Origin of the sequence: Kitasatospora sp. NPDC059577, from assembly GCF_042735475.1 — a bacterium.
Lineage (GTDB): Bacteria > Actinomycetota > Actinomycetes > Streptomycetales > Streptomycetaceae > Kitasatospora.
This window is the reverse complement of sequence record NZ_JBHWBZ010000092.1, coordinates 1-26,001: the sequence shown is the minus strand read 5'-3', so window position 1 is coordinate 26,001 and position 26,001 is coordinate 1. Positions and strand designations below refer to the sequence as shown.

Here is a 26,001-nt window from a genome sequence, read left to right as displayed (position 1 = left end):
CCGCCGTGCCGCCGTGCCGCCGTGCCGCCGTGCCGCCGTGCCGCCGTGCCGCCGTGCCGCCGTGCCGCCGTGCCGCCGTGCCGCCGTGCCGCCGTGCCGCCGTCAGCGTCGCTGTTGCTGCCAGTGCCGGTGTCGTGCGGGTACGGGCGCCGGCCGGCGCGGGATCCGCAGCGGCGTGGCCGTCCGGCCCCGCCCGCCCGCCCCGCACCGCCCGCAGCCCCGCACCGCCCGCAGCCCGTCCCGCGGCCGTCGTGCCGCACGGCCGTCGGCGTGTCGAACCCGGCTGCGTCGCATGCCGGATGACGGGGCGGCGGGAAGGCGTGACGGACCTGCACCGGCTGCACCGGCCCGCCCGGGAACGGGCACCCGGGACGGGGAGGCGCACCCCGCCCGTGAGACCATCGCCCGGTGCGCCGACTCACCGTCCTGGGAACCAGTGCCGCCCACCCCGAAGCGGGCCGTGCCGCCAGCGGCTTCCTCCTCGAGTACGACGGTTACCGCCTCGTCCTCGACCTCGGCTACGCCACGTTCCCCCGCCTGCTCGGCCACACCCCGGCCACCGGCCCGGACGCCGTCGTCATCACCCATGAACACCCCGACCACTGCGCCGATCTCAGCGCCCTGGCCCGCGCCCGCTACTTCGCCAGTCCCCGCCCGCCGCTGCTGCCCCTGTACTGCACGCCGGGCGTCGTGACCCGCGTCCAGGCGATGGAACCCAGCGAAGACCTCCGAGACGTCTTCGACATCCACCTCCTGCCCGCCGACGCCGGCGCCACCCACCGCCTGGGCCCGCTGCTTCTGGAGAGCGTGCCGCTGCCCCATCACGTCCCGCACGCGGGCGTGCGTCTGAGCGCTCCGGGCCTGACCCTCGCCTACAGCGGTGACGCGGGCCCCGGCCCGGCCCTGGAGCGTCTGGCCGCCGGTGCCGACCTGTTCGTCGCGGGCGTCACCGTGTGCGGCACCGGGCCGGACGACCCGTATCTGCTCAGCGCCGCCCAGGCCGGGCGGTGGGCCCGGCGTGCGGGTGCCGCCCGGCTGCTGCTCACCCACTTCTGGCCCGGCACCGACCGCACCGTCCCGCTCGCCGAGGCCCGCCACACCTTCGCGGGCGACGTCACGGCCGCCGAGGAGGACCAGCACCTGCCCCTGTGACCGGCCCCCGCGCCCCGGCCGGCAGAACACGACGCCCCGTTCGCCGCCCGGTCGCCCGCGCGGGCGTGCACGGGAAGTCGGACCGGCCGACTTCCGGGGCGGGGCGAGGGGAGAGGGGCCTGTTCGCACTGTCGGCCTGCGGTGGCGGTGCGCGACAAGCCGGGCCGGCCGCCCACGAGTCCTGCCGACCGCCGTGGCGCGCCCTGGCGTGGTGGGTGGGGGGTGTGGGCTGCGGCCCGGGGAGGGTGTTGTGGCTCAAGCGGTCCCCAGTGATGCCCTTGTCCGTTACCGGTTGCCCGGGTGGGCGTGCACAGGAGATCGGCGGGGCCGACTTTCGGTGCGTGGGCGGGACTTGTGCACGCGGGAAGTCGGACAGGTCGACTTCCTGTGCCGCGCCGTGCCGTGCCGTGTGGGTGCCGGCTGCGGCTCGACCGGTACGAGCGCAGGCCTGTTTCCCTGCCCAGGGGCCGGAGGACCGAGCGCGCAGAGGAAGTCGGCGGGGCCGACTTCCCGCGCTGGGGCGGTGAAGGCGTCGGGGTGCGGCTGCGGTCCGTGCGACGGGGACGAACGACGTGGGAGGACGCCGGCCCGGGGCCGGCTTCCCGGGCGGGCCGCCGTCGGGGCGGTGCGGGCGCGCGTTCGAAGGGGCGGCGGTGTGGCCCAACCGGCTGACAGCGCTGCGGCGTTCACCGCCCGGTACCCCCGGTACCCCCGGTACCCCCGGTACCCCCGGTACCCCCGGTACCCCCGGTACCCCCGGTGGCGTGCGCGGGAAGTCGGTGGGGCCGACTTCTTGTGCGGGCCGGGGGCGGGGAGCGGGGCCCGGCCGGTGGGGGCGGGGGTGTCCGCGATCGGCGCGGTGGCTGGGTGTGCCGGGGGTGCTGGGGGTGCCGGTCGCTCGACCGGGAGGATTCGCAGGCCTGTTCACTGCCCGGTGTCCGTGGAGGGGCCAATTTTCGTACTGGCGAGGGACGGACGTCGCAGCAGGTCGACCGGCGGCAGGCCAGGCCCGTCCGCCGACCTCCTGTGCCCGGTTCGGGGCACGGCAGGTCGGCGGGGTCGGCTTCCTGGGCGCGGCGCGGCGCGGCGCGGCGCGGTCCGGGGCCCTGTACGGGCTGCCGGCCTGTGGGTGAGCGGTGTGGGGGTGAGTGGTGCGTGGGAAGTCGGACCGGCCGACTTCCTGTGCCGTGGCGCGGTGGGTGGGGGCGGGCCGGCGGCCGATCGGTGGAGGGTGCCGCCCTGTTCTCACTGCCCGCTGTCCGGACGGGGGTGCGCGATGGTCGAGGAGACCGACCTTTCCGCGCGCGGGCGAGGGGCGGGGCCGGAGGCCGCTGTGGCTCAACCGGCCGTGAGTGAAGCCCCGTCCACCGGCCGGTGCCCGGCCGGGCGCGCGGCCGGGCCGATGCCGCGCGCGGGCAGGGGGGCGGGTCCCTTGCCCGGGCCGGCCGGCGTGGGGTGGGCGGACGGTGTCCCGCTGTACGGCGGTGGCGCGCGGGAAGTCGGACCGGCCAGCTTCCGGTGCCGGGGCGGGCGTCCGGGGTGTGGCTGCGGGCCGACCGGGAGTGCGTGTGGCCCTGGCTGCTTCCTGATGTCCGGGTGAGGGCGCGCAGGAGGCCGGCGAGGCCGGCTTCCCGTGCCGGGGCGGGATGGGCGGCTGCCGGACTGCGGCCCAACCGGCGGAAAGCGCGGGCCCGTTCACTGCCCCGGATGTCGGATGGGCGAGCGGACGGGAGGCCGGTGGGGCCGACTGTTCGGGCCGGGGGGCGGGGCTTTTGTTCGCGTGGCGGCCTGACGCGGTGGCGCGGGGGAGGCCGGTGTGGCCGGCTTCCCGTTCCGGAGCGGTGCAGGTTCCGGGGTACGGCTGCGATCCGTGAGTGAGCGCGGGAGGCCGGCGGGGGCGGCCTTCCGGACGGGAAGAGCAGGGGGACGCCACCCCGGGCCGGCAGCGGGGCCCCTGGCGGGAAGCACGGCGGACCAACCGGCCGGGGGTGCTGCGCCGTCCACTGCCCGGTGCCCCCGGTGCGGGACACAGGGGAGCCCCGGCCGGGCTACGGCTGCGGGGTCCGGCCGGTGCGGCGGATGGGGGTGTCGGGGTGTGGCTGTCGCCCGACCGGCAGGAGGTGCGGGCTCGTTCACTACCTGGCGCCCGGATGGGGTGAGGGACGCAGGGAAGCGGCCACGGCGGTTCAACCGGCTGCGGGTGAAGCCCCGTTCACCCTCAGCCGGTTGCCCGCGCGGGCGTCCACGGGAAGTCGGACCGGCTGGCTTCCGGTGTGGGGTGAGGGGGGTGGGCTTTGTTCGGGCTGCTGCCGTGTGGTGGTGGCGTGTATGGGAGGTCGGACTGATTGGCGTCCCGTGCCGGGGTGGGCCGGTTGTGGGTGTGGTTGCAGGCTCGACCGGTTCGGGGTGCTGGGCTGTTGACTGCCGGTTCCGGGTGGGTGCGCGCGGGAGGTCGGGTCGGCCGGCTGCCTGTGCGGGGTCGGGGCGGGGGCGGCGTCGGGTGTGGCCGCGGACCGGCGGGCTTGGGGTGCTGCGCCATTTACCGGACGGGTGTGCGCGGGACGTCGGGCCGGCCGGCTTCCCGCGTGGGGCGGAGCGAGGCGGGTCGGGGCAGGGGTGGTGGTCAGGTGTGGTGGTCGAGCAGGGCCTGCAGGTAGTCCTCCAGGCGGCGGGTCAGCAGGGCCGGGGTCAGGTCGGTGCGGCCCAGGTCGCGCCAGGGGACGGCGACCTTCTCGGCGTCCGGGGCGAAGGCGAGGGCGTCCAGCAGCCGCCAGTACAGGTGGCCGGTGCCCTCGTCGAGGACGCCGCCGGCCTCGCGGTAGCGGTCGGCGAAGGCCAGGCCGGCGGCGGGGCCGTGGAGCAGGGCCAGGGCGGTGGCGCAGTGGGCGACGTCCAGGTCGGCCGGGCCCCAGGAGGTCTCCACCCAGTCGACGACCCCGCTGACCGCCAGGCTCGCGCCGCTGCCGGTGAACAGCACGTTGCCGGGGTGGAAGTCGCGGTGCAGGAAGCACGGGCGGTGCGCGGGCGCCTCGCGGCGGATCCCCTCCACCGCCCGCGCCCACAGTGCGGGGCGCTTCGTGTGCTGGGGGACGCGCACGATGTCGGGCGCGGTCCACGCCTGCCAGGCGCGCGGACGCGACCGCTCGTCGACCTCCAGGGCGTGGACGGCGGCGAGCTGGGCGGCCAGCAGGTCCGCGCGCCGGCCGGTGTCCGCGTCCTCGGCCAGGCGCACCCCGCCGGGCAGGTGCGTCATCACCAGGGACGGGTGGTCGCAGGCCGCGCCGTGCTCGTCGAGGGCGCGCAGGCGCGCGGCCGGCACGCCACCGCCCTCCAGCAGCCCCAGCACGCCGGCCTCGCGCGCCAGCAGGGCCGGGGCGTGACGGCGGTAGAACGGGGTGACGAAGGAACGCAGCACCAGCGCGTACCGGCCGCCGCCGTCCGGGCGTTCGACGTCCAGGCGGCGCATCCGCGAGGTCCATCCGCCCTTGAGCGCCGTCACCGCCGTGATCCGCTCACCGGGCGCGAGCGCGCCCTCGGCCCACCGCAGGGTCGCGGCCCAGTCCCGCCCGCCGCCCCCGCCGTCCCCGCCGGACCCGTCCCCGCCGGACCCGTTCCCGTCCCGGCCGTCCCCGTTTTCGATCATGGACCGACAGCCTACGCCCCACCCCCGCCCCCGCCCGGCGCGGGCTTCGTGACGGATGCTCAACTCCGGTGCGAGGGCTGCCCGCAGGCCGCTGTTCCGACGCCGTCGGAGCCTGACGGGCGGGCCGCGGCCCGCCCGGGTGGGGCCCCGGGCCCGGCACCGCCGGCCCGCCGCCGGCCGCACGGGGGAGCCGTGCGATGCCCGGGACCGTCGTCTTCGAGACCACCCGGGGGCCCGAGGTCCCGACCGTGTGCGAGAGCCCCCGGCGCCCTCCCGGGCCCGGTGAACCGCGCCTGCGCGTCGCCGCCCCGGCCTCGGCCACGCCGAGGCGCTCCTGTGCGCCGGCACCCGCCTCGAACGGCCGCAGCTGCCCGTCGCCCCCGGCTACCAGGCCTGCGGCACCTTCGACGCCCTCGGCGAGGGCGTCACCGGTTTCGCCGTCGGTGACCCGGTCGACACCGTGCCCGCCTTCAGCCGGAACGACCACGGCGTCCACGGCACCCACGCCCCCGTACCCGCCCGCGCCGTCGTCCGCCGCCCCGCCGTCTGCCGCCCCCGTCCGGGGCGCCGCCGGGTGGATGCCCGGCCTCACCGTCTGCGGCGCCCTCGCCGAGGACGTCCACCTGCGCCACGGCGGCCACGTCCTGACCACCGCCGCCGCCTCCGGCATCGGCCTCGCCGTGATCCGCACCGCCCGCCGCCTGGGCGCCCTGCCCACCGCCACCACCCGCACCCGCGCCAAGCCTCCGGCCTCCTGGAAACCGGCGCCGCCCGTCGTCGTCGTCACCGGCGAGGACGACCTCCTCGCCCGCCGCCCCGCCACCCCGCCGCCACCGCCGGACGCGGCGTACGCACCGTTCTCGACCCCGTCGCCGGACCCTGCGCCCTCACCCTCGCCCCCGGCGTACACCTGATCGTCTACGGCCGCCCCGGCCCGCGCGACACCCCCTGCCCGGCCAGGACACCTTCGCCCCCGTCACCAGCCCGCTTCCCCCCCTGCACGAAGAAGACATCTCCTCGGGGGGTCTGCGGGTGCAGATGAGGGTTGCTGCGACGCCGGCGAAGGCGGCGAGGTGGTCGGCTTTGCGTTCGTGGCGGCGGTGGAGGCGGCGGAAGCCGCCGCCCCAGGCAACGGTGCACCCGATCACCCGGCGGTGGAGGCCCAGGCACTCGGAGGACCCGATTCCCCGGCGGGTGATGCGGGCGGGGATCTGCCGGCGGCCAAGGCAGGAGCGGATGAAGCGGTGGTCGTGGGACGTGTCGCCGTGCAGCCTGCCGGGTCGGCACCGCCTCGGGCCTCGCCGTGCGCGGATCGGCGGGACGGCGCCGACGAGCGGGATCAGGGCCCGGCCGTCGTGGACGTCGGCCCCGGGGACCGCGAGCGACAGGGGTCGACCGGTGCGTTCGGCGAGCAGGTGGATCTTCGACCCGTACGTGCCCCGATCGACAGGACTCGGACCCGTCAACTCCCCTTTTCCAGGGCCCGCATGTTCACCGGGTCGACCGCACGCCTCGACCGGGCCGGCTCGCCCCGCGCGCCGGGCTCGTCCGGGACGACCGGTGGAGCCCGGCCCACGCCCCGGCCCTGCTCCACCCGGTGAAACGCCGGTGGGCGGTCGGCCCGGACGGACCGGAACCCGTCGGCGGCCGGGCCCACGTGCACCCCGCCGCCGCGACGGACACGACCGCCGCCGCCGGCGCCACCGGCCGGAACAGCTCCCACGACCCGTCCGGTACCAGGCGCTGCAGGATCGTCACGGGAGCAGCCCGCAAGCCCGGACGAGATGCCTTCGAAGTCACCCGCGACGACGAACGCCCGTGCCGCGCCCTCGCCTTCGTCGCCGCCGGCCCGGCCGACGGCACCCTCGCCCCGCCGCCGACCGGGTCCCCGTGGGCCTCGACACCATCGCCGAGGCCCACCGCTGCCCGGAGACCGGCACCCGGACCGGCGAGATCGTCCCCACCGCCACCGCCACCGTCACCGGCTGACCGGGGCCGTCACCGACCGACCGGCCGTCACCGGCCGTGATTGGCCGTCATGTCGGCCTGGATGGGGCGCCCGCGCGCACCTCCGCGTCCGCCGCGGCCACCACCGCCGACAACAGCCCCGGGAAACGGCGCTCCAGCTCCTCGCTGCGCAGCGCATTCATCTTGGTCGTACCCACGTAGTACTGGCGCAGCAGCCCCGCCTCGCGCAGCACACTGAAGTGGTGGCTGGAGGTCGAACGCCCCACCGGCAAGTCGAAGGAACCGCAACTCAGGTCGGCCATCGAGTGCGCCAGCGTGCGCACCACCGACCTGCGGGCCGGATCAGAGAGCGCCTCCAGCACCTGCTGGACGCTCACGTCCTCCACGCCAGGGTGCTCGATCATTCGCGCCGCCACGCGTGCCCGTCCCACACCCACCACCCCTTCCCAACGCTCGACCCCCGTCCGTCCAATGGTCAAAAACCGCGCCGCGTGCGCGACTTCACGCCCCGACGCTACTACGCCCGACCCATCTGCCACGCCCACCGCAACACCTCCGCAACACGCCCACGGAGATCGCGCAACACCGCCGCCAGGCCCCGCGCCCGCCGGCACGGGCCCCGGAGGCAAGGGCGCGGGGCAGCGGCGCAGGACAGGGGAGAGGGACCGGGCGGGCGCGGGACGGCCCTGTCCGGCGGGGCGTGGCAAACCGCCGGGGCGCCGTACGGCAGGACGGTGCGCCCGCCGGCGCGGGACCGGACGGTCGCCGGGCCGGGCCGTGGGCGTGGCAGGGGCGCCGGGGTGGGGGAGAGGGGGCGGCGGGTGCGGGCCCGCCCCGGGCCGGTGTCGCGGATGCGGGTCGGCGGTTGCGGTGTGAGGGGAGGTGCGCCGTAGGGGAGCGCTGCGCCCGGCGGGTCCTCGGGGCGGGGGCCGGGGCGCGGCGGCAGAACGGGGAAGGCGGGGGGAGAGGGGCCGGGCGGGCGCGGGAACGGACGGTCGCGGTTGCCGGGCCGTGACAGGGACGCCGGGACTGGGGCATGGGCGCGGGGCCGTGGCAGGGACGCCGGGGTGGGGGAGAGGGGGCGGCGGATGCGGGCCCGCCCCGGGCCGGTGTCGCGGATGCGGGTCGGTGGTTGTGGTTGCGAGGGGAGGTGCGCCGTACGGGAGCGCTGCGCCCGGCGGGTCCTCGGGGTCGGGGCGGCGAGAGAAAGGGGAAGGCGGAGGGAGAGGGACCGGGCGGGCGCGGGACGGCCCTGTCCGGCGGGGCGCGGCAAACCGCCGGGGCGCCGTACGGCAGGACGGTGCGCCCGCCGGCGCGGGAACGGACGGTCGCGATCGCCGGGCCGGGCCGTGACAGGGACGCCCGGACTGGGGCATGGGCGCGGGGCCGTGGCAGGGACGCCAGGGTGGGAGAGAGGGGGCGGCGGATGCGGGCCCGCCCCGGGCCGGTGTCGCGGATGCGGGTGCGGGTGGGCGGTTGCGGTGTGAGGAGAGGTGCGCCGTACGGGAGCGCTGCGCCCGGCGGGTCCTCGGAGCCGGGGCGCATCGGGAGAAAGGGGAAGGCGGGGGGAAGCGGGAGGGGCGGACGGGGGCGGGCTCCGTCCGGCGGGGTGTGGTGGGCTGCCGGGCGCCGCAGCGGGCGGGCGGCACGCCCGGCGGAGCCGGTGCCGGGGACCAGGACCGGGGCCCGGGCGGGGGTGTGGGGGAGAACCGGGGGGCGGTGCCGGTGCCGGGGCCGGGGCCGCGGGCCGGGCGTGCGGGGAGGAGCGGAGGCGCGGGCGCCGTGGCGGGCGGGTGGTGCGCCGTGCGCGGCGGGGTTCCCCGTGCCCCCGCCGCGCACCGGGGGGGGCCCGGGGTGCGGGGGCGCCCGGGGGGGGGCGCGCGGGGGGGGGGGGGGACCGCGGTGCCCCGGCCGGGGGGGGGGGGGGCGGGGGGGGGGGGGGCCGGGGGGGGGGGGGGTGCCGGCGGGGGAGGGAAGGGGTGACGCGGGACGCGCGCGGACGGGGAGAGGTGCGCGGCCCGGTCCGTTCCGGCCGCAGCGCCGTGGGGTGCGCCGGGGGCCGGCCGGAACGCCGGGGAGGCGGGTCAGGCGGCGCGGGCCGGGGCCGGTGCCGGGCGGGGCAGGCGGGTCAGGGCGAGGGGTTCGAAGATCCCCATCAGCACCGGGTCCACCGGGCGCACCGCCGCCGGCGCGGGCGGCGCGGGGGTGGGGGTGCGCAGCAGGGCGAGGTAGAGCTCCTGGGTCTCGGCGGCCGGGTCGATGCCCAGTTCCTCGGCCAGGACCTGGCGCAGCTGCTGGTAGCAGCGCAGCGCCTCGGCGCGGTTGCCGGAGGAGGCGAGGGCCTCCATGCGGCAGCGGTAGGCGCTCTCGCGGAACGGGGCGCGGCGCACCGCCTCGTCGGCCCAGCGCAGCGCGTGGTGTTCCTCGCCGAGGGCGGAGGCCGCCAGGCTGGCGGTCTCCAGTGCGCTGATGCGCAGTTCCTCCACGTGTTCGCGCACTCCCTGGGCCCATTCGCCCTCGTGGTCGGGCAGGAACGAGCCGCGCAGGTTGGCCAGTGCCCCGGCGGCCAGCTGCTGGGCGACGGCGTGGCCGCCGCAGGCCAGCGCCTCGCCGGCCTCGCCCACGGCCGACGCCGCGGCCTCCAGGTCCACCGCCGCGTCGGCCGGCAGGCGCAGCACGTAGCGGCCGCCCTGCGCGATCAGCGGCGTGGCGCCGGGGCCCTGGCCGGGGTCGGTGACGAAGGCCCGCACCCGGCTGACCACGCTGCGCAGCGCGGAGGCCCAGGTGTCGGGCAGGCCGTCGGGCCAGATGGTGTCGGCCAGTTGGTCGCGGCTGGTGCCGCTGGAGCGTTCCAGGACCAGGCGGGCGAACGCCACCTGGGCCTGGGCGCTGGACAGGTGCTGCGGGGCACCGTCCTCGTGTTCGATCGCCACCAGACCGGTGAGGCGGATCAGCATCGCCGCGCCCCCGATCTGCCGGACGGACTGTCTTCCCTGAAGCCGTTCAACGTTGCTCCAACCCCCTTGAGCCAAAGCGGAAGTGACGGCCCGTGCCGGCCGTCGGCATGGGAAACCCGGAACAGAACAATTTCTCGCCGCCGACCAGCCGTTCGGTTTTCGGCGGATTTCGACCATACATTCGCCGCGAGGCGCGGTGTCAACACCGGTCGCGAAAACGTACCCGCCGGCCGGTCGATGCGTCGTGGGCGCAGTGTTTTCCCACGTCAGAGCGTCATCGCAGGCCGGAGGAGCGGCTATTGCGGACGCCTTGCGCATCCTGCCGTAGAAATGTAGCCATCCTTGAGCACCCCGCGTGAAGGCTTCGAGAAAGACCGCCCGCAGCCGCCCCGGACCGCCCCCGCGCCCACCCCGTACCGCACCGCACCGGAAAACAGCCGGAATCCGGCCGGAGCACAACCGGACGGAAACCGGAAACAAACCGGAAGCGAAAAGCCGCGCCACCCGCAGAACACCGCGCCACCCGAAAACGCCGCGCCACCCGCGAAAAGCCGCGCCACCCGCGAAAAGCCGCAGCACCCGCGAAAAGCCGCGCCACCCGTAGAACCCGCAGAACCGCCGCGCCACCCGCACGACGCCGCGCCACCCGCCCACCCCGCGAAAGGCCGCGGCACCCCGCGCACGCCGCGGAAAGCCGTGAAGCCCTGGAAACCGTGAAGCCGTGAAGGAGAAACGCCCGTGAACGCCACCGGAGCATGGGACCGCCTGGAGCCGAAGCTCGCCGCAACGAACGCCCGGGTGGCCGCACTGGAGTCCGACCCCTCCCGGCGCAACAGCTTCGTCGCCTACACCATGGAACGCGACAGCGCCTACTGCGACCTCGACGGCGAACGCCTGCTCATGATGTCCGGCTACAGCTACCTCGGCCTGGCCGGCGACGAGCGCGTGGTCGCCGCCGCCAAGGCCGCCGTCGACGTCTACGGCACCGGCAACCACGGCGTGCGCGCCCTGGCCGGCACCATCCCGCTGCACGAGGAACTGGAAGCCGAGGTCGCCCGCTTCGCCCAGCGCGAGCGCGCCCTGGTCTTCGGCTCCGGCTACGCCGCCAACGTCGGCACCGTCGGCGCCCTGGTCGGCCAGGGCGACACCGTCCTGATCGACAAGTACGACCACGCCTCCATCGTCGACGGCTGCCGCCTGTCGGGTGCCACCGTCACCCGCTTCCGCCACAACGACGTCGACCACCTGGAGCGCCGCCTCAAGGCCGCCTCCCCCACCGGCGTGCGCCTGGTCATCGTCGACAGCGTCTACTCCATGGACGGCGACATCGCCCCGCTGCCCGAACTGCGCGAGGTCTGCGACCGCTACGACGCCCTGCTCATGGTCGACGAGGCCCACGCCCTGGGCGTCATCGGCGCCACCGGCGGCGGCATCGAGGAGCACTTCGACCACAAGGTCCGCGTCGACGTCAAGCTCGGCACCCTCTCCAAGGCCATCCCCTCCATGGGCGGCTGGATCGCCGGCAGCCACGACCTCATCGGCCACCTGCGCTACGCCGCCCGCCCGTTCCTGTTCTCCGCCGCCCTGGGCCCCGCCCAGACCGGCGCCGCACTGGAGTCCCTGCGGATCCTGCGCCGCGAACCCGAACGCGTCACCCACACCCAGGTCCAGGCCCAGCGCCTGCGCACCCGCCTCAACGACGCCGGCATCTCCACCATGGACTCCACCACCGCCGTGCTGCCCGTCATCGCCGGCAGCGACGACGCCGCCTACGACTACGCCACCGCCTGCCGCAAGGCCGGCGTGATCGGCCTGCCCGTCGTCACCCCCGCCGTGCCCAACGACCTGGCCCGCCTGCGCATCGCGGTCACCGCCCGCCACACCGCGGCCGACATCGACTTCGCCGCCGACGCGTTCCTGACCGCCGCCGCCCAGACCGGCCTGATCTGAGACCCGGCCCGCCCCCGGCCCGGAGAGGAGAGGAAGCCATGGCCCCGCACACCCGCCCGCCGATCGCCGTCACCGGCCTCGGCGTGGTCAGCCCCGCCGGCCACACCGTCCAGGAGTTCTGGCACACCGTCGCCTCCGGGCGCTCCACCGCCACCACCCTGAACGACCCGGCCCTGGCCCGCCACCGGGTCCGCCTGGGCTGCCCCGTGGCCCCGCTGCCCGCCGACGGACCGGTCCCCGCCAAGGACGCCCGCCGCCTCGACCCGTTCGCCCACTACGCCACCCTGGCCGCCCTCGCCGCCCACCACGACGCCGGCAGCCCCGAACCCGGCCCCGGGCGCAGCGCGATCGTCGTCGGCAACGCCGTCGGCGGACGCACCACCAGCGACCGCGAATCGGCCCTGTACACCGAACACGGGCCGCTGCGGGTCTCCCCGCTGATGCCCCTGGTCACCATGCCCAACGCCGCCGCCGCCCAGATCGCCATGCGCCTGCAGTGGAGCGGACCTGCCCTGACCATCGCCACCACCTGCGCCTCCAGCGCCGACGCCATCGGCCACGCCGCCCTGCTGCTGGAGAGCGGACGCGCGGACGTCGTCGTCGCCGGCGGCTGCGAGGCCACCCTCACCCCGGTCACCCTCGCCGCGTTCGGCAACCTCGGCGCGCACTCCCTGCGCAACGACGACCCCGCCCGCGCCTCGCGCCCCTTCGACACCGACCGCGACGGCTTCGTCATGGGCGAGGGCGCCGGCTTCCTCGTCCTGGAACGCCTGGACGACGCCCGCGCCCGCGCCCGCACCCCCTACGCGCTGCTCGCCGGGTACGGCTCCAGCTCGGACGCCTACCACCTGTCCAACCCGCGCCCCGACGGTGCCGGCGCCGTCGCCGCGATGCGCGCCGCCCTGGCCGACGCCGGCCTGAGCCCCGCCGACATCGCCCACGTCAACGCCCACGGCACCTCCACCGTGCACAACGACCGCGCCGAAGCCGCCGCCCTGGCCACCGTGTTCGGCCCCCACGGCGTGCCGGTCACCTCCACCAAGGGCGCCATCGGCCACCTGATCGGCGCCGCCGGCGCCGTCGAGCTGATCGCCGCCATCGAGGCCATGAACACCCGCACCGTCCCTCCCACCGCCAACCACGAGAAGACCGAAGAGGGCCTGGACCTCGACGTCGTCCACACCGCCGCCCGCCCCATCCCAAGCGGCGCCGCGCTGTCCAACTCGTTCGGCTTCGGCGGCCACAACTCGACCCTGGTGGTGACCCCGCTATGACCACGACCTCCCCCCACCTCCGGCGCACCCGGCTGACCGTCACCGACCGCGACCTGGCCGCCTACCGCGCCGCCGCCCGCACCGGCCTGCCCGCCGCCACCGGGGGCGCCAGCCCCGCGCACCCCTTCGTCGCCGCCCACGCCCTGGCCCAGCACACCGTCACCGCCCTGACCGCCGGCGACGACGGCTTCACCGGCGTGGTCCACCTCGCCCAGGAGATCCACACCCACACCCCCCCGACCCCGGGCGACCTCGACGTCACCGTCGAGGTCACCGCCGCCCGCCGCGAGGCCCGCGGCACCCGCCTGGCCCTCACCACCCGCCTCACCGACACCGCCACCGGCCGCCCCGTCGCCGACCTGCACACCTCCGCCCTCCTGGTCGGCGCCACCGGCACCGAACCCCACGGCACCCTGGCCCCCGCCGCCCACCCCGGCACCACCCCCGACGGCCCACCGCTCACCCTCACCCACACCCTGAGCACCGCCGACACCACCGCCTACGCCCACGCCTCCGGCGACCTCAACCCGATCCACCTCGACGACGACGCCGCCCGCGCAGCCGGCTTCCCCGCCACCATCGCCCACGGCATGCACCTGCTCGCCCTGGCCGCCGAGGAGATCACCGACCGCCACGCCGCCGGCGACCCCGCCCGCATCACCGCCCTCGGCGCCCGCTTCGCCGCCCCCACCCGCCCCGGCACCGAGCTGCGCCTGACCCTGCAGCCCCACGACGCGGGCACGGTGGTGCGCTTCACCGTCGCCACCGACGCGGGCACCGCCGTCAAGGCCGGCTGGGCGCGGATCGCCCCGGCGGGGGAGTGAACCCGATGACCACCACCCCCACCCCCGCGACCTCCGCGACCTCCGCGACCCGCGCCGCGGCGGCCCCGGCGCCGCTGCCGCTGCCCGACGCGTTCACCGCCCACGCCCGCACCCACCCGCACGCCCCCGCCCTGCTGTGGCACGAACGCACCGTCACCTACGGCGAGCTCGCCGCCCTCGCCGACGCCGAACGCGCGCGCCTGAACGCCCTGGACCTCGCCCCGGGCGAGCCGGTGGGCCTGCTCGCCGTCAAGTCACCCGAGGCGATCGCCCTGGTCCTGGCCTGCCTCACCGAACGCCGCCCCTTCCTGCTGCCCTCCCCGCAGCTCGCCCCGGCCCTGCTGGCCGCCCTGTTCGCCCAGGCCGGCGCCCGCCGCCTGCTCGCCCCCCTCGGCCAGGACGCCCCCGCCCTGCCCGCCCTCGCCCGCCCCGCCCCGGTGCCCACCCTGGCGGCCGGCACCTCGTTCATGCTCACCACCTCCGGCTCCACCGACCTGCCCAAGATCGTCCCCCTCGCGCAGAGCGCCGTCGACCGCTTCACCGCCTGGGCCCACGACACCTTCGACCTCGGCCCCGGCCGCGTCGTCGCCAACTACGCGCCGCTCAACTTCGACCTCGCCCTGCTCGACGTGTGGGCCACCCTCGCCGCCGGCGGCACCTGCCTGCTCATCGACCCCGCCCACGCCCTCAACGCCCGCCACCTGCTCACCCGGCTCACCCGCCACCGCCCGCACGTCCTGCAGGCCGTCCCCCTCGCCTACGCCCTGCTCGTCCAGGCCGCCGGCACCACCGTCCTGGACAGCGTCGAACACGCCGCGTTCACCGGCGACGCCATCGACGCCCGCACCCTGGCCGCCCTGCCCGCCCTGCTGCCCGCAGCCCGCCTCTACAACATCTACGGCTGCACCGAGACCAACGACAGCTTCCTGCACCGCCTGGACCGCCTGGACGCCGCCGCCGCCCTGCCCGTGCCCATCGGCACGCCCCTGCCCGGCGTACGCACCCTCATCGCCACCCCCGACGGCACCCCCGTCGAAGGCCCCGGCAGCGGCGAACTCTACGTCTCCACCCCCTTCCAGGCCGCCGGCTACCTCGACCGCTCCCGCGACACCGGCCGCTTCACCACCCAGCCCGAAGGCGCCGGCCCCGGACGGCGCTGGTTCCGCACCGGCGACCTCGTCACCCGCGACGACACCGGCCGGGTCCACCTCACCGGCCGCTCCGACTTCCAGGTCAAGGTCCGCGGCGTCGCCGTCAACACCGCCGAAGTCGAACGCGTCCTGCTCGCCCACCCCGAGGTCCTCGAAGCCGCCGTCGCCGCCGCGAACGACCCGCTCACCGGCAAACGCCTGCACGCCGCCGTCCGGCGCACCCCCGGCTCCGCCCTCAACACCCTCACCCTGCGCGAACACCTCGCCCGTAACCTGCCGCGCGCCGCCGTCCCCGAGAAACTCGCCATCCACGACGAGCCCCTCGCCAAGACCGCCACCGGCAAGGTCGACCGCAAGGCCGTCCTCCCCACCCCCTGACCACCACCCCCCTTTCCCAACCCAATCCCAACCCACTACCGACACAAGGGAGTTGCCGCCATGAGCAACATCACCCAGATCAAGCGCTTCCTCATCGAGGAATTCCTGCCCGACGTCACCCCCGACCAGCTCGCCGACGACCACGACCTCCTCTCCGACGGCGTCATCGACAGCCTCGGCGTCCTCAAACTCATCGCCTGGGTCGAGGACCACTTCAACCTGCCCGTCGACGACACCGACCTGGACCCCAACAACTTCCGCTCCGTCACCGCCATCGACGCCTTCATCACCGAGCGCCGCACCGCGGCCACCGCCACGGTCGGCGGCTGACCCATGCACCCGGCCCTCACCGCACTCCTCGCCGGCCGCCCGGTCCCCCTGGACGCTTGGCGCTCGTGGTGGGACCAGCTGGAGCAACGCACCCTGGGCCCGGCCCGCGACAGCGACCGGGCCCAGGCGGCGGCCCTGCTGGCCAGCCTCACCACCCGCCTGCCCGACCCCGCCACCCTCGCCGCCCTCACCACCTCCCTCACCGAACGCGCCCCCGACCCCGGCCCCGCCCACCCCGGCAGCGTCAACATCGTCGGCACCGGCGGCGGACCCGCCACCTTCAACCTCTCCACCGCCGCCGCCCTCACCGCCGCCGCCATCGGCATCCCCGTCGTCAAGACCGGCTCCCGCGCCTACACCAGCGCCGCCGGCTCCGTCGACCTCCTCGAACGCCTCGGCATCACCCTCACCTCCGGCCACACCGCCACCTCCGACCACCTCGCCCGCCACGGCATCGCCTTCGCCGGCCCCCACGTCTACCCCCCGGCCCTCACCCGCCTGGCCCGCGTCCTCTACCCCCTCACCCTCAAACCCTTCGGCGCCTTCCTCAACACCCTCGGCCCCCTGCTCGCCACCGTCCCCGTCACCGCCCAGCTCACCGGCGCCTCCGCCGCCGCCCCCCTGGACGCCCTGCGCCACCTCGCCCCCCGCGTACGCGCACGCACCGTGTGGCTGGCCCACAACACCGCCGGCGCCGACGAACTCCTGCCCTTCACCGACAACACCCTCCACACCCCCGACGGCGCCATCCACCTGCCCGCCGGCTCCGTCGCCCCCGCCACCGGCACCCTCGCCGACCTCGCACCCCACCCCGACGACCTCACCGGCCACTTCCTGCGCGCCCTGGCCGGACAGGCCGGCGACACCGCCACCCACACCATCGCGCTCAACGCCGCCGCCCTCGCCCTCGCCTCCGGCCGCCACACCCGCTGGCACACCGCCTACACCACCGCCCTGGACGCCCTCACCGACGGCGCCCCCCGCTCCCTCGCCGAACGCCTCGGCGCCCGCCCCCGGGAGGCAGCAGGTGTCTGACCCCCTCTTCCCCCCGGGCACCCCCGGACTCGCGGTCTTCCTCAACGCCGGCGACCCCGCCGGCCGCCTGGCCGACCTCGCCCACCTCCTCGACACCCAGCACGTGGACGTCCTCGAACTCGCCGTCCCCTTCCCCGACTCACCCACCGACGGCCCCGTCATCCGCCGCTCCGCCGCCCGCGCCCTCGACGCCGGCACCACCCTGGACACCGTCCTGGCCGAACTCGCCGACCTCACGCCCGAACTGACCCACCTCAAGGTCGTCCTGCTCGCCGACTGGAGCCACAGCCTGCGCCACCGCGACCCCGCCGCCACCGCACGCGCCGTCGCCGACACCGGAGCCCGCGCCCTGCTCGTCCACGCCCTGCCCCCCCGCGCACGCCCCGCCTGGCAGCACGCCCTGCGCGACGAAGGCCTCCCCCAGGTCACCACCTGCTACCCCACCTCCACCCCCGAGGTCCTCACCGCCGCCGCCCACGGCGCAGCAGGCGCCTACGTCTACCTCGTCGCCCACTACGGCCGCTCCGGCACCACCCCCCCAGGCGGCCACCGCGCACTCGCCGACACCGTCACCGCGCTGCGCACCGCCGCCCCCACGACCCCCGTCGCCGTCGGCTTCGGCGTCCGGACCGCCGCCGACCTGGCCGCCGTCGCCGACAGCGGCGCCGACGCGGCGATCATCGGCTCCGCCGCCGTCGCCCGCCTCGAACACGCCCGCACCGAAGGCCTCGACCCCGTCGAGGAACTGCGCGCCTACCTCACCGACCTCCGCCCCACCCGTCCCCCACACCCGGACGCACCCGGCGGACGCACCACCGCCAGCACCACCCGCACCACCACCCGCACCGCCGGCAGTACCGCCGGTACTGCCACCCTCACCCCCGCCAGCACCACCACCCGAGAGGACCCGAACGCATGCTGATCCGCGACATCGCCGACGTGAAGACCGTCGAGTGGGGCAACGGCCTGTCCCGCCGCTTCCTGGTGGCCGGCGACGGCCTCGGCTACAGCCTCACCGACACCATCGTCAACGCCGGCACCAAGTCCCGCCTGGAGTACCGCAACCACCTCGAGGCCTGCTACTGCATCGCCGGCTCCGGCGAGGTCATCGACATGGACGGCACCTCCCACCCCATCACCCCCGGACGCCTCTACGCCCTCGACCAGCACGACGCCCACTACCTCGTCGCCGGCCCCGACGAGGACCTGCGCCTGGTCTGCGTCTTCTCCCCGGCCCTGCGCGGCGACGAGGTCCACCAGCTCGACGCGCACTCCTCCTCCGCCTACTAGGCCCTGTCCTCAAGGCCCCCGCGGCCCCCGGGGCCCGTCCCCCCGGCCCCCCGCCGCCGCCCCACGGGGCGAGACCGGGGGCCGACGACGGGCCCGGGCGAGACCTTCTGTTCAGACGAGCGCCGGCGACCCAACGCCGGCCTGCCACCCCGGGCCCCACACCGGCGGGCCCGGGAGGAAGGCGGCAACACCCGTGATCCGCTGGAACGCCGACCAGACGGCCCTGCGCGAAGGCCTGGCCCGCTTCGGCGACGACCTGAGCGCCGGCCACATCGAAGGCGACGAACAGGCCGCCTTCTCCCACGACAAGTGGCGCCTGATCCAGAAGACCGGCATCCTCTCCCTGCCCTTCGACGAACGCTACGGCGGCCTCGGCCAGTCCCTGCTCACCACCATGTACGTCCTCGAAGGCCTCGGACAGACCTGCCGCGACGGCGGCCTCAACTTCTCCGTCACCACCTCCATCGCCTCCACCGGCGTGCCCCTGCAGGCCTTCGGCTCACCCGCCCTCAAAGAGACCTACCTGCCCCGCATCGCCTCCGGCGACGCCATCGGCGCCCACGCCATCACCGAGTCCGACAGCGGCTCCGACGCCATGCAGATGCGCACCCGCGCGGTGCGCGACGGCGACGACTTCATCCTCACCGGCGCCAAGACCTTCGTCTCCAACGGCCCCGTCGCCGACGTCATCGTCGTCTACGCCCGCACCCACCCCCAGGGCGGCGCACTGGGCGTCACCGCCTTCCTCCTCGACGCCGACATGCCCGGCCTGACCACCGGCAACCCCATCAAGAAGATGGGACTGCGCACCTCCCCGCTGTCCGAACTCTTCCTCGACGGCGTGCGCGTGCCCAAGAACCGCGTCCTGGGCCGCGTCGGCGGCGGCTTCATGGTCCTCGACCACGTCATGAAACGCGAGATCCTCTACTCCTTCATCGTCAACACCGGCGAGATGCAGCACCGACTGGCCCGCTGCCTGGACTACGCCAAGACCCGCGTCTCCTTCGGCAAACCCATCGGCTCCTACCAGTCCGTCGCCAACAAGATCGTCGACACCAAGATCCGCCTCGAAACCGCCCGCAAGTGGCTCTACGACACCGCCCAGCGCCTCGAAGCCGGCGACAACGTCACCGTCGACATGGCCATCGCCAAACTCCTCACCAGCGAATCCAACCTCGCCACCTCCCTCGCCGCCGTCCAGGTCTTCGGCGGCAACGGCTACATGTCCGAATACGGACTGGAGAAGGACGTGCGCAACGCCGTCGCCGGCACCATCTACTCCGGCAGCAACGAGATCCAGTACAACCGCATCGCCGCCATGCTCGGACTGGGCAAATGACCGCCCCCGCCCCCGCCCCGGCCCCCGTGCGCCCCGGCCACCTCAAGGTCTGCGGCGCCCGCACCCGCGCCGACCTCACCCTGCTCGCCGACACCGGCCCCACCCTCGTCGGCCTGTGGCACGGCGTCCCCGGCGGCCCCGCCGACCTCGACCCCGACCACCTCGCCGACCTCGCCGCCACCGCCATCCGCCTGGGCCTCGAACCCGTCCTCGTCACCTTCCTCGACGACGCCGACCACCTCGCCCGCCTCGCCCGCGCCACCGGCATCCGCTGGATCCAGCTCCACGCCTACCAGAGCCCCGCCCTCGTCGCCGACCTACGCGAACGACTGCCCTACGCCGTCCTCGTCAAAGTCCTCCACATCTCCCGCGGACGCTGCCTCGAACGCGCCTTCACCCGCGCCTTCGAACGCGCCGGATGCGACCTGTTCCTCCTCGACACCGTCACCGACGACGGCCGCGTCGGCTCCACCGGCCAGGCCCTGGACCCCGACCACGTCCACGCCCTGCTGCCCCGCCTCACCATCCCCTTCCTCCTCGCCGGCGGCCTCAACACCGCCAACCGCGCCACCTACCGCACCGTCACCGACCACCCCCTCTACGCCGGCGCCGACATCGACACCGCCGCCCGCGACCGCACCGGCCGCTTCACCCACGACGCCGTCACCGCCCTCACCCGCGCCTGGCACCCGCGCCTCCAGGAGGCCGCCGTATGAACGAGCGAAGCGAGACCACCACCGCAACGCCCGCCCCCAGCCAGGCCCGCACGAGCTTCGTCGACGCCCTCCTCACAGCCCGCCGCCCCCTCGTCATGGAAGTCAAACTCCGCGACCCCCACGGCAACGACCTCCTCGGCGAACGCACCGTCACCGACCTCGTCACCCGCTACGAACAAGCCGGCGCCCCCTGCCTGTCCGTCGTCACCGGCCGCTGGTTCGGCGGCACCACCCGCCTCCTGCGCGACGTCACCGCCGCCACCACCCTGCCCGTCCTCCAAAAGGACTTCCTCACCCGCCCCGCCCAACTCGAAGCCGCCCACGCCATGGGCGCCTCCGCCGTCCTGCTCACCGCCGCCCTCCTGCCCGCCACCTCCCTCACCCGCCTGATCACCCACGCCCTCGGCCTCGGCCTCACCCCCTTCGTCGAAATCACCGACGAACGCGAACTCGACGCCCTGCCCCACCCCCAGGACTGCGTCATCGCCGTCAACAACAAGGACATCCGCACCCGCGAACGCGACCCCGGCGACCTCCGACGCAGCCTGCACCTGCTGCCCGCCGTCCGCGCCGCCGGCTGCCGCGCCCCCGTCTCCGCCTCCGCCATCACCGACCCCCACACCGCCGCCCGCCTCCTGGACGCCGGCTACGCAGGACTCCTCGTCGGCACCGCCCTCATGCGCACCACCGACATCGACACCTGGCTCACCACCCTCGACACCGCCCGCACCGGCGTCGCCGCATGACCACCACCCGCACCGGAGCCGCCGCATGACCACCACCCCGCTGCGCACCCGCACCCGCTCCCTCGTCCTGGACGCCGACGGCATCCCCATCTCCGCCCTCGTCGCCGAACCCGAACACGGCGAACCCAAAGCCGTCATCCTCGCCATCCACGGCCGCGGCATGCGCGCCGCCTACTTCGACGGCCCCGCCCACCCCGACACCAGCCTGCTCACCCTCGCCGCCGACCTCGGCTACACCGTGCTGGCCGTCGACCGCCCCGGCCACGGCGCCTCCGCCCACCGCCTGCCCCACGGCCACCTCATCGCCGACCAGGCCACCACCCTGCACGCCGCCCTCACCGACTACGCCCGCGCCCACCCCGTCGGCGCCGGCGTCCAGCTCCTCGCCCACTCCTTCGGCGGCAAGATCGCCCTCCACCTCGCCGCCCACTGGCCCCACGACCCCCGCCTGCCCCTGCTCGGCGCCGACATCAACGGCCTCGCCCAGCACTACGCCCCCGGCGCCTGGGACCGCCCCGACGACCTCGCCGGCGGCGGCCGCCTCAACTGGGGCCCCCTCGGCCTCTACCCACCCGGCACCTTCCACGCCGCCCGCGCCCTGCTCACCCCCGTCCCCGCCCTCGAAGCCCGCGAACTCGCCACCTGGCCCGCCCGCTACGCCGCCCTCGCCGCCCGCGTCCGCGTCCCGGTGCGCCTCACCCTCGCCGAGCACGAACACTGGTGGCGCCTGGACACCGCCCACCGCACCGCGCTCACCGCCGCCTTCGCCCCCGGCCTGGCCCACCTGGTCACCGCCCACGGCGCCGGCCACAACCTCTCCCTCGGCCACGCCGCCCGCCCCTACCACCTGCGCGCCCTCGCCTTCACCGACGACTGCCGCACCCGCCCCACCACCACGGCCACCGCCACCGCGCAGCCCGCACTGGCCGCCGCCCGCTGACCGCTGACCGCAGCACCCGCCACACCGCACACGCCGCGCACGCCGCGCACGCCACCCGGCACAGGACGCCACAGCCCCCGCCGCCCCCGGGGCAGGGACGGCGGGGCCCCCTCGCCGTACGGACCCCCGCCCCGCGAACCCGCCCCGCGCGCGGCACCGGCCCGGCCCCGGCGGCGAGCCGGCGCCGGACCGAGGACGGCGCGGGCGCGACGGCGACCGGCGGACAGATCCCCGTTCCACCCGCCGCACCGCACAGCCCCGGCCCCGACCCACCCCCTGCGCCCCGGTCCGTCCGGTCGGCGCCGCACCGTCACCCGCCCCGCGCCGCCAGGACGCCCGCCGCCGGCGCCCTCGCCCGCGGCCCCAGGCCGGCCCCGCCCGGCGCCCTCGCCCGCGGCCCCAGGCCGGCCCCGCCCGGCGCCGCCAGGACGCCCGCTGTCGGCCCCGGCACGTCCCCGTCCCGCCCGCGTGTCTCCCGGCCCGTCCCCGCCGCACCGTCACCCGCCCTGTGCCGCCAGGGAACCCGCCGCCCATGCCGCCGCCGGCGCCCTCGCCCGCAGCCCCGTCCACGCCCCGCCGCGCCTTCCCCTCCCCGGGGTGGGGGAGGTGTGCGCCGAGTGGATCCCACCGCTGGTGGGCGACCGCGCGCCACCACAGGCTGGGCCCCGGTGGTGCCCGTTCCGACCCTGCGACGGCGAACGGCGCCGCGCGGGGCCGTCCCGACCGGGCCGGCCGGGGGCGTGAGGAGACGGGATCACACGATGGAACAGGACACCGGCCCCGGCTGCCCGCCGCCCTCCCACGGCGGCGCCCCGCCCCGAAGACGGCCGCGCACCCGCTGCGCCCGCCGGCGCACCCGCGGCGCCCGCACCGCGACCGCGCTGGCCGCGGCCGCCGTGGCCCTCCTCGGCGCCCTCGCCCCCGCGCCGCTCCGCGCCACGGCCGCTCCGGCCGGTGAGAACGGGCCGGGAACCCGGCCGCACTTCACGCCGGGCCCCTGCCCGCAGACCCCCGAGCCGGTCCCCGGACACTGCGGCACCCTGGAGGTGCCCGAGAACCGCGCCCACCCGCACGGACGGACCGTGCGCCTGGCCGTCGCGATCGTCCCGGCCGCCTCCGCGACGCCCGCCGCGGACCCGGTGGTGTTCATGGAAGGCGGCCCCGGCGGCGACGCCTTCGGCAACATCCCGTTCCTGACCGCCGCCGGCGTGAACCGCGACCACGACCTGATCGTCATGGCCCAGCGCGGAACCCTCCACTCCGAGCCGAACCTCGCCTGCCCGGAGGTCGACCGCTTCTACGCCCAAGCCGTGGGACTGCCCCTCGACGCCCCCTCGACCGGAGCACTCCTGGTACGGGCGACGGCGCAGTGCCGCGACCGGCTCAGCGCCGGCGGAGCCGACCTGAGCGCCTACAACACCACCGAGAACGCCGCCGACTTCGCCGACCTGCGCACGGCCCTGCACATCGACCACTGGAACGTCTACGGCTACTCCTACGGCACCGACCTGGCCCTCACCCACCTGCGCCTGCACCCCCGGGGAATCCGCTCGGTGGCCATCGACTCGGTCGCACCCCCGCCCGTCGTGAACCTGCCGTGGACCTGGGACAGCTTCCGGGAGGGCATCGACGCGGTCTTCGCGGCGTGCGAGGCCCAGCCCGCCTGCAGGGACCGCTACCCCGACCTCCCGCAGACACTCACCCGACAGGTCCGGCGCCTGGAGGAACACCCCCTGACACTGACCGCCCGGCCGCCGGGCGGCACGACCCCGGTCACCGTTGTCCTCGACGGCGGCGCACTGGTGGACCTGGTGGTCGCCAAGGCCGTCCCGTTCGCCGACCTCCCCGCGGCACTCGACGAACTCGCCCACGGGAACCCGCAGCGCTTCGCCCAGGCCCGCGCCGCCGGCGCGACCCAGGCCGTAGGCGAATTCGCCTACGGCCTCAAGGAGTCCGTGGCCTGCAGCGAGTGGGTGCCCGGCTACTCCCGCGCCGACCTGCTGGCGGCAGGGCGCCGCAACTTCCCCGGCTGGCCCGACACCGTCCTGGCCCAGGCACCCCAACTGCCCTTCCAGTACGACGTGTGCCACGTCTGGAACGTCCCCGACCGCACCGCCGTCCAGCGCGTGACCACCGTCAGCGACGTGCCGGCCCTCGTCTTGTCCGGAACCTTCGACTCCAAGACCGGCGCCGGCTGGGGCCGCTACGCCGCCCGCACACTGTCCCGCTCGACGGACGTACTGATCCCGGGAATCGGCCACTGGGTGGTCCCCCAGTCGCCCTGCGCACAGAGCATCCTGGCCTCCTTCCTCGCCCACCCGACCGCACCCGACACCGCCTGCGCGGCCGACCTCGTGCCCGCCCCGTTCACCATCACCCCCGAAACGGAAACCGCGTGATGTCCATGCACCCGCCCCACCACCGCACCACGCCACGGCTGCGCACCGCACCACGGCTGCGCACCGTGCGACGGCTGCGCACCGCGCTGGCCGGGGCCGCGGCCGGGCTCCTCGTCGTCGGCCTCGCCGCGCTGCCCGCCCGGGCCGGGTCCGGCACCCCGGCGACCCCGGGCGCCCGCACGCCGCTGGGCACGCGCGCCCACACCACGGGCCGCGCCCACTTCGAGCCGGGCCCCTGCCCGCGCACGGCCGACCCCGCGCCCCCGATCGAGGGCGCCCGCTGCGGAACGCTCACCGTGCCCGAGAACCGCGCCCGGCACGACGGGCGCACGATCACCCTCGGAGTCGAGATCGTGCCGGCCGCCACGCCCCGGCCCGCGCCCGACCCGATCGTGTGGTTCGCCGGCGGCCCCGGCGACGACGCCGTCTCCGAGATCCAACTGGCGCTGGGCGGCGGCCTGAACAGCGACCGGGACGTCATCTTCATGTCCCAGCGGGGCACCTACTCGGCCGACCCGGCACTGACCTGCCCCAACATCGACCACTTCAACGCCGACGCCCTCGACCTCGTCTACGGCGCACCGTCCACCGGGCGCCTGCACGTGCGCCAGACCCGCGCCTGCCGGGACGCGCTGGCGGGCGGCGGGGCCGACCTCGCCGCCTACGACACCACCGAGAGCGCCGCCGACTACGCCGACCTGCGCGAAGCGCTGTGCATCGAGCAGTGGAACGTGTTCGGCATCTCCTACGGCACCGACCTGGCCCTGCTCTACCTGCGCGAGCACCCGCAGGGCATCCGGTCGGTCGGCATCGACGGCGTCCTGCCGCCGTCGCTGGCGAGCGGCGCCGTGACCTGGACGGCCGCACGGGAGGGCTTCGACGGCATCTTCCGGGCCTGCGCGCAGCAGAGCGCCTGCAACGACCGCTACCCGGACCTGAAGGCCGTCTTCGAACGCCTCGTCGGCGAACTCGAAGCCCGGCCGGTCACCACCACCGTCACCGTCCCGGGCCACCCGGACCCGGTGGAGGTGGTGCTGGACGGCGGCGTGCTGGTGAACTGGCTGACCTTCGCCAGCCACCTGGCGGCCGGCGTGCCCCGCTCCATCGACGAACTGGCCCACGGCAACCCGCAGCGCATCGCCGAGCAGTGGGCGGGCGGCAAACTCAGCCCGCAGGCCGTCGGCCGGCTCTCCCACGGCCTCGCCTACGGCGTCTTCTGCCGCGAGTGGACACCGTTCGAGAGCGAGGAGGACGTGATCGAGGCCGGGCGGCGCGCGTTCCCGTCGTTCCCCGACTCGGTGCTGGCCAACGCCCCCGGGCTCGCCTGGCTCCACGCGGACTGCCGCGCCTGGGACGTGCCCGCCGCACCGTCCTCGGTCCGGGACGTGACCCGCAGCGACATCCCCTCCCTCGTCCTGTCCGGCGGGTTCGACGCCCAGACCGCCCCGAGCAGCGGCCCCTACGCCGCCCGCACCCTGAGCCGCTCCACCGAGGTCACGGTCCCCTACGTCGCCCACGTGGTCTTCGCCGACTCCCCGTGCGCGCAGTCGATCACCCGCTCGTTCTTCGACACCCCGACCGCCCCGGACACGGGCTGCCTCGCGGGCCTGCAGCCGCCCGAGTTCGAGATCGCCCCGTGACGCCGGACCCGGCCGCCCCGTGACGCCGGACCCGGACGCCCGGTCCCGGCGGCGAAACGGCCGGCGGGGGCCCGCCTGACATCCGCTCCGGGAGACAAGGAGACAGGGAGACACCGGAAGGGATGTACAGGAGGAATTCCACATCCACACATACCGGCGGGGGGGGGGGGGGCGGGGGGGGGCCGCCCGCCGGGCGCGCGCCCGCGCCCCCCCCCCCCCCCGCCCCCCCCCCCCCCCCCCCCCCCAGACCGCCGCCCAGCTCCGCGGCC

Annotated in this window: 19 protein-coding genes and 1 pseudogene; 16 read left to right on the top strand and 4 right to left on the bottom strand. The window is 76.2% G+C overall.

Translation table 11 applies throughout. The features are described 5' to 3' along the window. Positions 1-408 precede the first annotated feature (408 nt). The gene (locus ACFV0O_RS39300) at positions 409-1,152 is read left to right on the top strand and encodes an MBL fold metallo-hydrolase (RefSeq protein ID WP_380349234.1); all 744 of its coding nucleotides are present in this window, start codon (positions 409-411) and stop codon (positions 1,150-1,152) included. A 2,623-nt stretch (positions 1,153-3,775) separates the two neighbouring features. Here the strand turns inward: ACFV0O_RS39300 and ACFV0O_RS39295 are convergent. After that, a complete protein-coding gene (locus ACFV0O_RS39295) occupies positions 3,776-4,795 on the bottom strand; it encodes a phosphotransferase family protein (RefSeq protein WP_380349232.1) in 1,020 nt (339 codons plus the stop codon). Positions 4,796-5,373: 578 nt separating this feature from the next. On the opposite strand from ACFV0O_RS39295, the gene ACFV0O_RS39290 reads away from it, so the two are divergent. Then, positions 5,374-5,709 carry a hypothetical protein gene (locus ACFV0O_RS39290; protein ID WP_380349230.1) on the top strand — a complete coding sequence of 112 codons (336 nt, stop codon included), beginning with the start codon at positions 5,374-5,376 and terminating at the stop codon, positions 5,707-5,709. A gap of 111 nt (positions 5,710-5,820) precedes the next feature. Here the strand turns inward: ACFV0O_RS39290 and ACFV0O_RS39285 are convergent. The 3 genes and pseudogenes from ACFV0O_RS39285 to ACFV0O_RS39275 form a co-directional block, all read right to left on the bottom strand. After that, positions 5,821-6,553, bottom strand: a pseudogene (locus ACFV0O_RS39285) (IS5/IS1182 family transposase); the annotation flags it as partial. 278 nt (positions 6,554-6,831) lie between these two features. Beyond that, entirely contained in the window at positions 6,832-7,167 is a 336-nt protein-coding gene (locus ACFV0O_RS39280; RefSeq protein WP_360262718.1) for a transcriptional regulator, read from the bottom strand. A gap of 1,680 nt (positions 7,168-8,847) precedes the next feature. Next, positions 8,848-9,720, bottom strand: coding sequence for a BTAD domain-containing putative transcriptional regulator (locus ACFV0O_RS39275; RefSeq protein ID WP_380349228.1), 873 nt, complete (start codon positions 9,718-9,720; stop codon positions 8,848-8,850). A gap of 738 nt (positions 9,721-10,458) precedes the next feature. Here ACFV0O_RS39275 and ACFV0O_RS39270 point away from each other — a divergent pair. The 14 genes from ACFV0O_RS39270 to ACFV0O_RS39205 all read left to right on the top strand — a co-directional run bounded on the left by ACFV0O_RS39270 (position 10,459) and on the right by ACFV0O_RS39205 (position 25,732). Then, complete coding sequence (locus ACFV0O_RS39270; protein ID WP_360262721.1) at positions 10,459-11,670, top strand: aminotransferase class I/II-fold pyridoxal phosphate-dependent enzyme; 1,212 nt, start codon at positions 10,459-10,461, stop codon at positions 11,668-11,670. A gap of 38 nt (positions 11,671-11,708) precedes the next feature. Then, a complete protein-coding gene (locus ACFV0O_RS39265) occupies positions 11,709-12,944 on the top strand; it encodes a beta-ketoacyl-[acyl-carrier-protein] synthase family protein (RefSeq protein WP_380349225.1) in 1,236 nt (411 codons plus the stop codon). Continuing rightward, positions 12,941-13,768: a MaoC/PaaZ C-terminal domain-containing protein gene (locus ACFV0O_RS39260; RefSeq protein ID WP_380349223.1), complete on the top strand. Its 828-nt coding sequence runs from the start codon at positions 12,941-12,943 to the stop codon at positions 13,766-13,768. The genes ACFV0O_RS39265 and ACFV0O_RS39260 overlap by 4 nt, the downstream gene beginning before the upstream one ends. Positions 13,769-13,773: 5 nt before the next feature. Then, entirely contained in the window at positions 13,774-15,297 is a 1,524-nt protein-coding gene (locus ACFV0O_RS39255) for an AMP-binding protein (protein ID WP_380349221.1), read from the top strand. A gap of 60 nt (positions 15,298-15,357) precedes the next feature. Continuing rightward, positions 15,358-15,627 (top strand): phosphopantetheine-binding protein, encoded by a 270-nt coding sequence (locus tag ACFV0O_RS39250; protein WP_360262725.1) that lies wholly within the window; start codon positions 15,358-15,360, stop codon positions 15,625-15,627. Between the two features lie 3 nt (positions 15,628-15,630). Further along, positions 15,631-16,662 carry a hypothetical protein gene (locus ACFV0O_RS39245; RefSeq protein ID WP_380349219.1) on the top strand — a complete coding sequence of 344 codons (1,032 nt, stop codon included), beginning with the start codon at positions 15,631-15,633 and terminating at the stop codon, positions 16,660-16,662. Then, entirely contained in the window at positions 16,655-17,584 is a 930-nt protein-coding gene (gene trpA, locus ACFV0O_RS39240) for a tryptophan synthase subunit alpha (protein WP_380349216.1), read from the top strand. The genes ACFV0O_RS39245 and trpA overlap by 8 nt, the downstream gene beginning before the upstream one ends. Then, positions 17,578-17,952, top strand: a complete 375-nt coding sequence (locus tag ACFV0O_RS39235; protein ID WP_360262728.1) for an ectoine synthase — start codon at positions 17,578-17,580, stop codon at positions 17,950-17,952. Before trpA ends, ACFV0O_RS39235 begins: the two co-directional genes overlap by 7 nt. 193 nt (positions 17,953-18,145) lie before the next feature. Next, on the top strand, positions 18,146-19,291 hold the full coding sequence (locus ACFV0O_RS39230; protein WP_380349214.1) for an acyl-CoA dehydrogenase family protein: 1,146 nt from the start codon (positions 18,146-18,148) through the stop codon (positions 19,289-19,291). Further along, positions 19,288-20,007 (top strand): N-(5'-phosphoribosyl)anthranilate isomerase, encoded by a 720-nt coding sequence (locus ACFV0O_RS39225; RefSeq protein WP_380349212.1) that lies wholly within the window; start codon positions 19,288-19,290, stop codon positions 20,005-20,007. The genes ACFV0O_RS39230 and ACFV0O_RS39225 overlap by 4 nt, the downstream gene beginning before the upstream one ends. Beyond that, positions 20,004-20,753, top strand: a complete 750-nt coding sequence (locus ACFV0O_RS39220; protein WP_380349210.1) for an indole-3-glycerol-phosphate synthase — start codon at positions 20,004-20,006, stop codon at positions 20,751-20,753. Before ACFV0O_RS39225 ends, ACFV0O_RS39220 begins: the two co-directional genes overlap by 4 nt. Before the next feature lie 25 nt (positions 20,754-20,778). Then, positions 20,779-21,693, top strand: coding sequence for an alpha/beta hydrolase (locus tag ACFV0O_RS39215; protein ID WP_380349208.1), 915 nt, complete (start codon positions 20,779-20,781; stop codon positions 21,691-21,693). Positions 21,694-22,454: 761 nt separating this feature from the next. Beyond that, positions 22,455-24,092 carry an alpha/beta fold hydrolase gene (locus ACFV0O_RS39210; RefSeq protein ID WP_380349206.1) on the top strand — a complete coding sequence of 546 codons (1,638 nt, stop codon included), beginning with the start codon at positions 22,455-22,457 and terminating at the stop codon, positions 24,090-24,092. A 5-nt stretch (positions 24,093-24,097) separates the two neighbouring features. After that, the gene (locus ACFV0O_RS39205; protein ID WP_380349236.1) at positions 24,098-25,732 is read left to right on the top strand and encodes an alpha/beta fold hydrolase; all 1,635 of its coding nucleotides are present in this window, start codon (positions 24,098-24,100) and stop codon (positions 25,730-25,732) included. The last annotated feature ends 269 nt before the right edge of the window (positions 25,733-26,001 follow it).